The following is a 13,298-nucleotide window of genomic DNA, read 5'->3' on the forward strand; positions in this document are numbered from 1 at the left end:
CGAATCGCGTCCCTTTCTGCATCGAACAGAAATCCCAAAAGAACAGTTAGTCGATAAATTCGGCTTGTTTCAGGAATCGCTTTATCATAACCGCGGCTTCGGCGCGAGTTGCCAAGGCCCTCGGTGCCAGCATGAATTCTTCCTTCCCAATCACGATGCCGGTACGTACCGCTTGGGCAAGCTCTTGATGCGCCCAGACGATGTAATCGGCATCCTTGGATTCCCCTAAGATGTCCGCCAGCTCATCCGAAGAAAGCTCTTCAGCCGGATTTCCGGCAAATTTCAGGGCACGGATGACCATAGCCGCAAGCTCTTCGCGCGTGATGAAGGCTTCGGGACGGAAGGTTCCATCGGCATAGCCGTTCACGATGCCTGCGCTGACGGCTGTCGCGACGGCAGCCGCGTACCAATCGCCGCTTCCGACGTCGCTGAAGCCGGTTTTGCCGTCACCGTCGATGGTTAAACCTAGCGAGCGGACGATCAGCGCCGCGAATTCCGCTCTCGTTATCTCCCGTTCCGGAGCGAAGGACGCGGCCGTCACTCCGTTTACGATCAGCTTGCCGGCCATCTGCTCGATATCCGAGTTGGCCCAGTGACCAACCAGATCCTCGAACGTTCTGTTTACTTCCAGCACCGTATAGATGCTGTTGCCCGGCCTGTAGAACTCCGCTTCCGACTCCCCGAACCGGCTCGGCACGAAGGAGAAGATGCCTGTTGCCGGGTCGAATAAAGCGACCGTGGCGGACGAAGAAGCGGGCTCCCTCAGCGGAATGGTCCGTTTCACGTACAAACTGCCGAAGCTTTCGATGGCGACGGACTTACCGACCGAGGATCGCACGGTCAGGCTGAAGTCGATCACATCCGCAAGCGCCGAAGCTCCTATGGAAGTCATCTTGTCGATTACGGCTTGCTCCGCTTCGCCTGCCACCTTCGTTACGCCGACATGAATACTAAGCTCGGTCATTGGCACATTAAACTCCGCCGAAAGCTTCTGCAAATCAAGAACAGCCAGCGGCAAGAGGTAAGTACCGTTCGCGGTTATAATTTCCAGTTCTGCGTCAGAACCTTCGGCAGTCTCGGCTAGAGCGGAAGCGGGAAGGATGACGATGTCCCCTTTGGTTTGAATCGTCACGCGCGCGGATTGCTTCAAGGCGTCCCCGAGCGTCCCGGCATCCACTACGCCGTCTTGGCCAATGTTGAGCAGATCCTGGCCGCCTGGAAGGACGATGCCTATGCCGGAGCCGTCCGGAATATCCGGAGTCTGCTCGGCCGGCGCCTTGAACACGGTCAGACTCGCGGCCGCCGCCGTTACGGTCACTTCGCCACCCACTGAAGGATATCCCGTCCCGGTCTTCAAGTCCGCGAGGGACTTGGCTGATGGGAGAACGATTTGCGCATCCGCATCGCCGTTATTGACGACAGCGTAAGCCTGCTGTCCCGAAGCCGTCTCCAGCAAATACACATCGACGGGACCCGCGCCGATAGGAAGCTTTTCGGCTTTTTTCAGTCCTTCCGCGCCCTTCGCTTTCGGATAGAGCACGGTCAAGTAGTTTTGATTCGGATCGTTCGTTACGCGAATATATTCCAGCTTCGTTTCGCCGTCGACGGCAGGAACCATATTCGTGGCCCGGCCCCATTCCTGAGTAATCGACGGGTTGGCCGGCTGAAGAATCGTGGTCTCCAGATCCATGCCGAAATGGCCGGTCGACGTAATTTTGTTGCCGTCGATATCCGACAGAGCAGCGGAGGCGACGGGCAAATTCCAGATCGTCTCGGCCGATGGTGAGCCTTGAATCCGGTCCCAGATCAGGAACGCTTCGAGGCCATCCTTCACGTAAGCGATCGTTCTTGTCTGAGAGCCCGCGGAATTCGCGTTCGAATCGGCGATTCGCAGCGACATCGTATCTAAATGCTCATTCGTCGTAAAAGCGTGGTTCGTGCTGACCGCCGGCGTATTCAGGTAAGACCAGTTGTCCGTTTTCCTGAATTGCACCGTGGCGTGCGAAGCGGAACCGACGTACCAGGATTTGGTTCCTGCAAAATAGCTTTCGATGCCGGGATCAAGCACCAGAGGCGTGCTGTCCGCATACAACGTAAAGCTGCCTTGGTCGTAATGTCCGTGACCGAGCGGCGCCGCGTTCGCCATAATGGACATGAACGTGTCCTTCGGCGTCCCGAAATGATCGCGGAACATGACGAGGCCGACGCCCTTATACCGGTCCGTCGATTGAAGCGCGAGCGGCGAATGAGCCGGTCCGTCATCGAGCGGGGCGAAGAAGCTCTCGAGCAGGATCGTTTCGACACCGTTGGCCGGCAGCCTGCTGCCCGCTTTCACCCAGGTCTGGTACATATGCGACGCGAGCGTCTCGTTCGTTCTCGCCACCTCGTCGTAATAAATGCCGAGAAGCGAAAACTCGTTGCCCGCGGTCATCGTATCGTCGCCGAATACCGGCGAATTGATGGAACCGCCGGTGAAGGCGTAAGCCGGCGTCTGGACTTCCATGTTGTACTGGAACATCTTCACCAGCTTCGGAAGCGCGAACCAGTCCTCGCCGGTCTGATTGCGCAGCGACTTGGCGTAAGCCGCGAACCGCTGAAGCACGGCGAAGTGATAACGGACGGATTCCGGCCATTCGCCTTCGTCGCCTACGGCATACTGCAGCTGTGCCTTGATCAGTTTATTGGCGTTCGCGATGTACTGCTTGGCGTTGTCCAGCTCCGGGTACACCATGGCGAGCATACTTGCTCCGAGCACGGCGTCGGATTCCCAGTTGGACGCGCCGAGCTGCACCGAATAATCGTCCAGTTCGTTCCGGTCTCTGCCGTCGTTCAGGAACAGCATGAAGTAATTCAACTTGCGAATCAGGTTGCGATATTCCTCGTCGGAATAAACCTCTGCGTCCTTAATGAACGTTAATGCCGATGCGACGATCGAGGCGACGCGGCCGCCCTGTACCTTGCCGTAAGCATCGATGTTATCCGGCCTGGAGTCCTTGACCAGCCAATGCTCGGCTCCTTGCAGGAAGTCGTTCAGCCTGAGATCGACCAGCTCTTTCGTTTTGCGGGCGTAGTCGATATCTCCGGTTATGGCGTATGTCAGCGCGTTCGCCTGTACCGCCAGATTCGACGGAGGAGCGATCGTCGATTTCCGGTTCGTGACAAGCTCCGCGGAGCCGAGCGTCGATCCGTTCGCGTCTTTATAAGTAATAATAGCTTTCACGCCGCTTTTGAGCTTGCCGTCGATTTTGGCGGCGAACGTCAGCGTATGGGAGAGCCCCGGCGCTACGGCAATCGCCTGCTGGGACGTCCATGCGCCTTGATCGCTCGAGGTCGGATTTTCGATATACAGGGAGCGATTACCCGTGCTGCTGTAATTGGCGCGATTCTCCCATTTCATAATGGGATTGCCTTTGACGGCGGTTGGCGTCCAATGCTCCGGCGCCAGCTCGCCCTCTTCGAAATCGGCGTTCCGGATATTCAGGTCCGCCGCGTCGGCAGGGGATATTTTCACATTGTCCACCCAAGCATGGCCGAGACCGCCTGCTTCGTTGTCCGCGGCGTCCAATGTGAACTGCAGCCGAATGGAAGCGGTGCCGGCCGGGGGCGTGAAATTGAGCGGTTCCGAGCTGCTCCACAGCTTGTAACGGTCATTCGCGGCATCATAGTCGATCTCCGACTGCAAGAACGATCTTTGAGCCAGGATATCCTCCAAGGACTGCTCATCCGCGATTTGCTTTGCTTCCTCGTACTTGGTCTTCAGATCGGGGTTTTGCTCAATCTTGTCTCTCAGCTCCTGCAATCCGTTTTCCGTCCAATAAAGACTGGAGCCGGGCTCCGCTTCGCTTCGCAGAACTTGAGCGTCGCGCATCGCTTTCATCGCGTCGTACACCTGAACCAACGCGGCAGCCGTCCGCTCCGGATCGCCCTCCGAATTTGCCTGCTTCGCGGCGGCAACGCTTGCCTTCACCGCGTCCACGACCGCCTGCGGATATTGCCAGCCCTCATCGCCAACGACGGCGTTCCCGGCAAGCTCATTCGCCAGCCCGACGATGCGATCGAACTTCTCCTGGAGCTTGGCATCCACGATTTGGTTCAGGCTCAGCTCCAGATACGGACGATAGGACGGATTGGCCGTATCCTTCGAGTGGATTTCCGAAGCCCAGCGCGTACCCGGGACGTTGCTGAAGCCAAGGGTCAATACTTGATCCCCGAGCAGCTCGACGTTCACCGGCGTCGTCAGGTCCGCATAACCGGTGCCCGCTGCATCCTTGGCGCCTAGAATAAACGTCTTCACGATCGGTCCCAACTCGGGCTCCCCTGTTGCCGGGTAGACAAGCGTGCTTTCCTGCCAATCGTCGTTGGCTTCGTAATGCACTTGGGTCGTATTGCGGTCGGATTTCCAGTTCGTGACGCGCAGCTCCGCCTTCTTCACGGCGCCGGCGACCCCGGAGAGGTCGAACCTCATGTAGGCCGTTCGTCCTTCGCTGTAGATCAGACTGCTTCCGTTGTGCGTCGTCGTCTTCTCCGAAGTCCAGACGAAGGCGTCGTCCGTCGGCTGCAACCGGACGGTCTGGTACGTGCCGGCCAGAATATGGCTGTCCGGATACAAAGCGATGAGCTCTTTGAGACCGTATTTCTGGGAATACGGATGCGACGCTTTGGAGTAATGCTCGATGGCGAATTGAATATCCTCATCGGGTCTAGGCTTGTAGAACTCCCGGTGGCGAACGAAAGGCACTTCGTACGTGCCGGCCAGAACGGCTTCGGCATGATCGATTTGATCCCGAATGGCTTGCTTCGACGCTTGCGTATGCATCTCCGGATCGATGAGCAGCAGCGTTTCCGCTTCCCATACAAGGGCAATCAGCTCCTTCCGGTAGGCCGAAAATTCCAGCTTGTTCGCCTCGGCGTCAATGACCCGGTCAGAGGCCGCGATGCTCTTCAGGAACGCTGTGCCGCCCTCCCGCAGCTGCTTGATGCCGAGCTCCAGATCGCCCGCAGGATCGGAAAGCGCGCTCTGCGCTGACGCAATCCGCGCGGTCCATTGATCCATAGCGGACTGGGGAACCTGCCCCGGATTCGAGCCGACGGAGTAACGATCCTTCAGCCGGGCGGCGAGCTCCAGCATATCTGACAGAGCCTGCTGCTCCTTCGAGTCGGTACGCTCGCCGAGCTTGGGCACGAGCATATTCAGGACAATCGTCTCGGATACGGTGCCATACGTAAGAACGGCCCTCATCTTGACATTGGCGTCCTGTCCATCAGCGGCGGGACGGGTAACCTTGCCGGCATTCGTGATAACGTCAGGACTGTCGGAGGACCATCCGATGACCGAGAAGCCGTAGCTGCCGACGGAGCGCAAGATGACGTCCTCGTAGACGGTCATATTGTTGTACTCGCCGATTAGAAGCCCTTTGTCGCGAGCGACCCGCTGATCGTCGGTAGGCGTTGGTTGTTTCTGCACCGTCACCGTCATATCGGCCGTGTCGGTGACGGACCCGAAGGCGATGTTCGCGGTCAAGGTCACCTGCACGTCGGATTCGGTATATTCCGGTCTGGCGACGACTCCCGATTCGCTCAGAATCTCCGGATGGCTTGAGCTCCAAGCGATGGCCGTATTCGTCTCGCCTTCGGCCGGAAGCGTCAAATTGTCCGTTACCGTCTGATTGTCGAATTGCTCGAGGAGACGGGCTTTATCATTCGCTACGCGCTCGGTGTCGGTCAAGTGCCTTAGCGTCGAAACTTCGAGAACCGGCCTCCATGCGGCATTCGCATGTTCTTTGGAGGCCAGGTCGGCTCCGGGGGTGGCCGCGATATTGTCCCTCTTAAACACGAGAGAGAGGAGCTTGTCTCCGGCCGATTCGGCCAAGACGGCATCCGTCAGCTGAATCGGCACCAACGTGCCGGCTCCGCCGTTAGCCGCGCAAAGGCTGCTTCCGCAGGCGTTCTCGATGAGACTGTCTTCGGCAGGATCTTCAGGTCTATTGGCATAAGTGACCGAGGCCTCGGACCATCTGTCGGCTTCGCTGCGGTATACGGAGAAAGTGGCGGCGTTCGTGTTCGTCTTGTAAAGCTTGAGCGTGGCGCCCGTAATCGGGTCCGTAATGCCGGACAGGTCGAACTTCATCATGAACTGCCTGCCCGCGCCAAGGATAAGCGTGCCTGACGCATAGTTCGTATTCACCGCGCTGCTGCTCGCGTTGACGCTGGCGTCGTCGGTCGGGCTCAACTTGACCACGACCGTGCTTGGAGCAGGGTCATCGGCTGCGTAAACAGGGGGAACAGCTCCCAACGTCAGACTGAGAGCCATGCTGGCTGCCAGAGTGGTGGAAAGGGCGCGCTTCCATAATGTTTTGTGCATTGCGGGGGTAACCTCCCTTTTTTGATCAGTCATTTCAAACGGTTGTAAACGGTTGCAACAATATTCGTTGCGTCTTCACCTCCCTCCGACAAAGTAGCACAAGCAGAAGCATGGATTCTTACGATCTTCAAAATTTGAGCATCGCCAATTTCGGAAGGCAGACTTGCCGCATGGCAGGCGGACGACAATCGTTACATCTTAACCCGATCATTAATATTCCGTGCTTACCCGCCGTATGGACCCCGTGGGAAAATGGAGCAAACGACAAGGGGGGAAGCGTTGTGACGAAGGCAACGAAAACCGGTGATCGAGAGAAGCTTCAGGCTTTGGCGGACCGGGCGGCCGAATTATTGGAGACGAGGGGCCGGTATTTCACGGAAGGAACGAAGCTGGCATTGAAGGACATGCTGCTAGCGGCGCGAGAAGCGCTGGACGGCAAGGCGACCCTGCCGTTCTCCCGTAATCGCGAGTTTTACGCTCCGCGCGAGCGCGAGGAGGAGGCCATTCGGTTTGCCGGCAAACGGTTTACGATGGTGCCGCCCTTCAAGGAAGAAGGCAGCGTGTACGCGGAATACGGTCTGGAGCCCGCGCTCGAATGGTTTGAACGGCAGGAGTTGCTCGGAGGCAGCAGGGAGAAGCTCCTAAGCAGAGCGGAGCTTGCGATTTCGAAGGCGAAGGAATTGCTCGCGGAAGCGAAGTACGGGACGGAGGTCGGCTGCTGCAACGAAGAGGCAGGCAGGAAGCTGCGGGAATCGCTTCTTGTGCTGGAGTCGGCCAAACAGGCTCTCGGGTCGGAGCATTCCGAGGAAGCATTGGCGCTGGCCGTCGTGAACGTCGCCGACCGGACCCGCGACCTTCGCCATTCCCGCGTGCTCCGGACGGATGTGGACCCATCGGCATCCCTGTACTTCGACGAAGAGGGACGGAAGCGGGTAAAGGAGACGGTCGAATCGGATGCGCTCGTGCAAAGGCAGTATGAGGAGATGCTGCGGATCTCCGAGCATTACAGCCTCGAATATATTCAGAAGGCTTGCGCCATGATGATGGACGGCGAGGCGGATTACGGCGAATTGAATCAACACTTCTATTTGTGGAGCTCCACGGACAAAATCGTTAATTTCCGAACGCCGAAGCATGCCGTTCGGGCGACGATTTCCTTCGTGCTGCCATCGGAAGAAAACGAGGAAGACGGGCTTGGCCATGTGTGGATCGATGACCTGGATATCCTGTCGGCAAGCGGAGGAAGTCTGACCATTCGAAACGCGGGGTTCGACGAGGGAGGCGACGCGCCAGACGGCTGGGTCCCGGAAGCGCGGAGCGGGAACCCCGTCATGAAATGGGAGCGGGAGTACCCTTTCTGCGGGGGAGGCGACCGGCTCCGGCCGGAATCCGCCAATCCGTCCTCGCAAACCTCGGCGCGTTATGCCGAAGGCGGCCTCAGACGTTCTCTGTATATCTGTAATCCGACCCGGCAAGACGAAGGCTCCTGGCGATACGGGGAGACGTTCGAGATAGAGGCCGAAGCCGGGTATACGCTGACGTTCGCGGCGAAGCTGGACGGCAAGCTGAAGAGCGGAATAAAAACCGTCATCGCGTTTCTGGACGAGGCGGGTAGGCTGGTTGGCGAATTCGAGCATCGGTTCAACCGGAAATCCTCTATCCCGGGAGGCCGATTCCAGCTGGCCATGCAGTGCGATGCGGTCCGGTATGCGATGACGGGTGAGATAGAACACGCGCGCAAGGTCAAGCACGCGATCCTGTATATTCTCCATGACTTCTGTCAGGGCGCCGAGCATTGGATGGCGACGAATCTGCGCCCGGAAGGAAGCGACAGCTACGGCGCGGTTCAAGGCGGCAGGCTGCTGAGCAGCGCGGCCGTCAGCTATTCCTTGATCCGGCAAGCGGACGTCTTCTCGGGCGAAGAGAAGAATCGATTCTATCGCTTGGTCGATTATTTGCTCCGCTACATGCTGGACCTCCGGGACCGTACCGAATGGACGCCTGACCAAGCGCAGGCGGGCTGCACCAATTGGCAGACGGACATGTGCGCCGGAACCGGGCTCATGATGATGGCGCTGCCCGATTTCCCGAACCGGCATGCGTGGTTGTACAACGCGAACGCGGTATTGAAGGCCCAGCTCGAGCTGAACGTGAACCCGGATTCGTCCTGGCCCGAATCGATTCGCTACCATCATGCCGCGCTTGAACGGTTCGCCGGCTATGCGAAGGTCCTGCACCATGTCATGGGAGAGAATTGGTTCGAAACAACGCCGCTGGCGAGAATGTTCGGCTTCAGCATCGAGATGCAGACCCCGGGCTACGACTTCTTCTCCGGGCGCGTCGGAACGCCGCCATTCGGCGATCACGCGCTCGGCGGAGGCGGGGAATTCGGCAGCTTCCCCGTCTATATGGGGGAGATCGCAAGGCTCGATCCCGAGCTGGCGGGCCGGATGTACCAGACATGGACGGCGGCGGGCAGACCGTTCAAGAAGCTGTGGGGGGAAGGCATCGTACTGGAAAATATGTTGGTCCAAACGGACATCCGTCTGCCTGCCGAGCCGCTTCGGCTAAGCTCCACGGACCGCTTCCCCGACGCGGGCATTTATATATTCCGGAACGGATTCGGCGAGCGGAAGCAAAGCTACTTCGCCATCATGTCCAGTCCCGAGCCTATCGGCCACGGCCATCTGGATCAAGGCTCGTTCATCCTGTATAAGAATTCGGTTCCTCTCGTCATGGATTCGGGAATCGAAGGCTACTTCGACAGCAGCACCAGCTGGCATATCAGCTCCTATTCCCATGCCTGCCTGCAGTTTGCGACGACCCGCTCGGATATCTCGAAGCACGGAGAGGGCATGATCAATTTGTCCGCGGGGACGTACAGCCTGGAACGCGGCTGGGTGGACGTGCCCCGTACCAGCCGGGTGCTGAACGTCTCGCTAGGCGATTCGGTGGAAAGCATTACGATCGAGATTGCCAATCCCGAAGGGAAAGGTCGCCATATCCGGCATGTTTCTTATATGAAGGAACCGGAGCTGTATGTCATCCGCGACACGGTCGAGGATTTCGACGGGAAGGTGCTATTCTCGCTGCCCGTAGCCGCCAGTCAAACCAAGCTCGAAGGGAGCAGGCTTTATTCGGAGGGTACGTACGGAGTCGATCTCGAGACGGCGTTTCTAGCTCCGGTTCGGGAGATTAGGCTGGAGAAAGGGCGGTCGACGCCATTCTTCGACAGCGGGGATGAGGGCTTCTCCATGATGGACTATATCCGTGCCGTCGCCGACGCGAAGGATGGGTTTCTGACCGTCTTGCATCCGAAGGAGAGGAAGGCGCCGGGGCTTGCAATCGCAGTCGAGCCGAGCGGTACGATTACGGTCCAAGCAGGGAATGAATCGATAAGTCTGACGCCGGCAGACGATCATTACGGCATCCGATTTCTCCGGCAGGGCCAGGAAGGAGATAGATAACCATGAAGGTTCGCATCGATTTACTCAAAGAATGGAAGGTGAGCGGAACAGCTGCAGACTCAGGCTACCGGCTGCAGGATAAGCTGGTACTCGAATACCCCGCGCCGGACGACGCCGCAGGCTGGTATCCGATCGGCTTCGAGCGGGGGAATGACCGCGCGCTGGATGCAATGGGCTGGTACGGCTTCCTGCTCGACTTGCATACGGAGGATGAAACCGCACAGCTTATCCTTCATGCCCATTTCGCGGACGATCGGAAGCTTCAGGCCAAGCTATCCGTCGCCGGAGCCGGCAGTCACGAGCTGAGGGTGAGGCTGGAGGACTTCGAGATCGAAGCGGCCAAGTCCAATATTTGGCGGTTCTTGAACCGTCTTGAGCTGCAAGGCAATGCAGTGCTTCGTTCGGCGCGTCTGGTACGCGGGGAGAAGCTGTTTGTCCAAGCGGACATCAGGGGCAAATCGGGCGAAGCCGGCGAACAGGTCGCTTACGAGATAACCGTCCATAACTGCACGGATAGCCGCCAGCTCGTCGCCGTCAACCAGAAGTATGACGGTTGGGAAGCCTTGCATGCGGAACTAACGCCTAGGCAGTTCGTCTTGGAGCCTTTCGAAAGCCGTGGCATAACAGCTTCTTTGACGGTGCGCGACTCCATGGTGCCCGGCGGCCACGAGACGACCGTTCTCGGCTTCGTCGCGAACGGCGACGGCGGAAGCGAGAGCCGTGTGGAGCTGAAGACGATGCGCAAGCTTGCGCATCCGTATATTTATTGGAACAAGGAGCAATGGGCGGAGCGCAGGGCGCTGATTGACCGATATGAATGCTTCCGCCCAGGCTATGCGCGCATCTTGGCGGATGCGGAGGCCTGGGTCGTGAAGCCGCCTGTTCCGGTAGAGGAGCGGGATTACTGCTATGATACGAGCGAAGAGCATTACATCATGTCCGCGGCTTACGCCTATGCTTTGACGGGGGAGAAGCGGTACGCGGACAAAGTAGCGCAGTTCCTTCGTTATTTCATCGACGAGAACAGCGGCTATCCAAGGAAGAAGAAGGGCTGCAGCCAAAGCTACGTGCAGGAAGGGCACTTCTTCCAGCATCTCGCCATCCCGTACGACATTATCCATGATGCGGGCGTGCTGACGCCGGAGGAGCGCGAAGGCGTGGAAACATGCTTCCGTCTTTATATGGATATATTGGATCATCACATCCGCAGAGGGTATATATCCAACTGGCTGCTGTCCGAGATCACGGGCGCCTTCTACTGCGCCCTCGCGATTCAAGACATGGAGAGGGCGCTGCGGTTCGTGTTCGGACCGGGCGGCTCCATCGAGCAGCTGCGTTACGGCGTGTTCAACGACGGCTGGTGGTACGAATGCTCGGTCAGCTACAACACGTGGGTATCGTCGATGTACATCCATACGGCGCATGCGCTGCTTCCCTTCGGCATAAATATTTTGCACGAGCATTTCGCCGTTCCGTTCAACGATGAGGTGAACAGCACGTTCGGCGGCAGAGATGCGGAGGTTCGCTTCGGAATGGTGAACAAAAGGTGGGGCGGCAATCGCAAAAGCTATGTCCGGATAAAAGACATGTTCGATGCTCCGCTGCCCTTTTTAGATGATAGAGGCGTGCTGTTCGGCATCAGCGATTCCGTGGAAAGGAAGCTGGAGGGCGTTCATTTCGGGTCGACGTACGATTTGGCATACCTGTATTATCAAGATCCCCAATACGTCCCGGTCATCCGGATGAACGGGGAGACGGATCCGATATTCGGTCACGCGGAGCTGCCGGAAACCGCGTCCCCTCGCGCGATGGCGAACTCGTTCGCGGATAACGTGGGCATCGCGATGCTTCGGAGCCAAGCGCCGGGAAGGGAGCGGCGGCGGCAGATCCAGGCGGTGCTCCGTTACGGCTCCCATGGTTACGCGCACGGACATTTCGACCGGACGGGCCTGTTGTCGGTCATGCGTTACGGACGCAGCTTCTTCAACCCGGAGCATGTCTGGTGGGGCTACGCCCATTTCATGTACAAATTTTACGTGCAGAACTCCATGACGAAGAACATGGTCGTCGTCGACGGGAAGATGCAGGTGCCTGCCGATTCCAGAAGGACTCTATTCTACAGCGGTCAAGCGATCCAGGCCGCGGCGGTCGAGACGACCTCCGCCTGGGCGTTCCCGCCTTACGGAGGCATGGTCTACCGGGAGAAAGAAACGCTGAAGGAACGCTGCGCCATGAATGCCAGCTATCTCCCGGAAGCGCCGGAAGGCGCCGAATACGGCGAGCTGTCGGCATACACGGAGCCCGTGCGGCAGAAACGGGTGATGGCCGTAACCGATGATTTCATCGTCCTGTTCGACTTCCTGCAAGGGGAGATCGAGCATCAATACGACTGCTTGTTCCAGATCAAAGGCTTTAAGGAGCTGACAGCGGAACGGTTGGTTCGGACCAACCATACAAGCCAGTGGTCGGACCATCCGTTATCGGACGCGCAGTTCATTACGGAATGCCATTGGTACGAAGCGGAAGGGACGAGCGTCGCGCGCTTCGAGACGTTATTCGGCGAAGGAGAGGATTTGAGAGGGACCCGGACGGCTTACAACGAACCCGGTCCGCTCAAGCTGGATGTGCATACCGCATGGCCGAGGCGGACGGTACAGATCGTCGGCCGGGCCGCCGAGAATCACGGCATTACAATACCGATGGAATACGCGGTGGAGGCGGATGGCGTCACCATAGCGGAAGGCGGCTTCGGGGCGTGGATTCTTGGCGAAGGCAAGGTCGATGCGGCAATCGAAGAAGGCGCGAAAACCTTGACGCTGCGCGTCCGCAACTACCCGACCTATACCGAACAAAGATACCCCGAGCGGACCAGGCAAGGACTGTTCTGGGGCGAGGCCTCTATCCAGACGGCTGACGGCGAGAAGCTTCTTCTGAGCGAGCTGTCTCCCGAATACGTCAATGTAGATCCGGGCTTCGGAATCGGGCGGGATTACGAGGGCGGCCGCGTCACGATCGTAGGGAATGAATATCCCCATGCGATCCCGACGAGCCCCGTCGACCATGACCGGGAGGCGGTCATTCGCGTCGACTTAACGAAGCTTCAGGCCGTCCGGTTCGTCGGATTGATCGGCGCGGACGCCTTTCCGGGAGACGAGTCGCAGAGACGCGTCACTTACGGCATCCGGACGACGGGCCGAACCGGACGATTCGTTACGGTAATCGAGCCTTACGAAGCCGGACGAATGGTCGAGTCGGTCCATGCCCTGGACGAGAATACGGTGCGAGTCGAGCTCCGGGACGGACGCGCGCAAGCGATAACCGTGCAGCACATGGATTCGGACCGTAACTCCGTAATGCTGCGGGAATTCCGGAACGGCATGCTGATCCGGGAGGAATTGGCGGAAGGCAAGTAAGTCATGGCAAACCGATACGAAAGGAAGGCATGAGACGCGCGTCTCATGTCTATTTCG

The 13,298-nt window shown here is 58.5% G+C and carries 3 protein-coding genes; 2 read left to right on the forward strand and 1 reads right to left on the reverse strand.

The window, feature by feature from the left end:
* Nucleotides 1-46: 46 nt before the first annotated feature.
* The gene (locus tag NQZ67_RS20725) at nucleotides 47-6,361 is read right to left on the reverse strand and encodes an immunoglobulin-like domain-containing protein (protein WP_257449620.1); all 6,315 of its coding nucleotides are present in this window, start codon (nucleotides 6,359-6,361) and stop codon (nucleotides 47-49) included.
* Nucleotides 6,362-6,642: 281 nt separating this feature from the next.
* Between NQZ67_RS20725 and NQZ67_RS20730 the strand changes: the two genes are divergently transcribed.
* On the forward strand, nucleotides 6,643-9,828 hold the full coding sequence (locus tag NQZ67_RS20730) for a heparinase II/III domain-containing protein (protein ID WP_257449623.1): 3,186 nt from the start codon (nucleotides 6,643-6,645) through the stop codon (nucleotides 9,826-9,828).
* A 2-nt stretch (nucleotides 9,829-9,830) separates the two neighbouring features.
* Nucleotides 9,831-13,241, forward strand: coding sequence for an alginate lyase family protein (locus NQZ67_RS20735; RefSeq protein ID WP_257449625.1), 3,411 nt, complete (start codon nucleotides 9,831-9,833; stop codon nucleotides 13,239-13,241).
* Nucleotides 13,242-13,298 lie beyond the last annotated feature (57 nt).

The organism is Paenibacillus soyae (assembly GCF_024623455.1).
Lineage (GTDB): Bacteria > Bacillota > Bacilli > Paenibacillales > Paenibacillaceae > Pristimantibacillus > Pristimantibacillus soyae.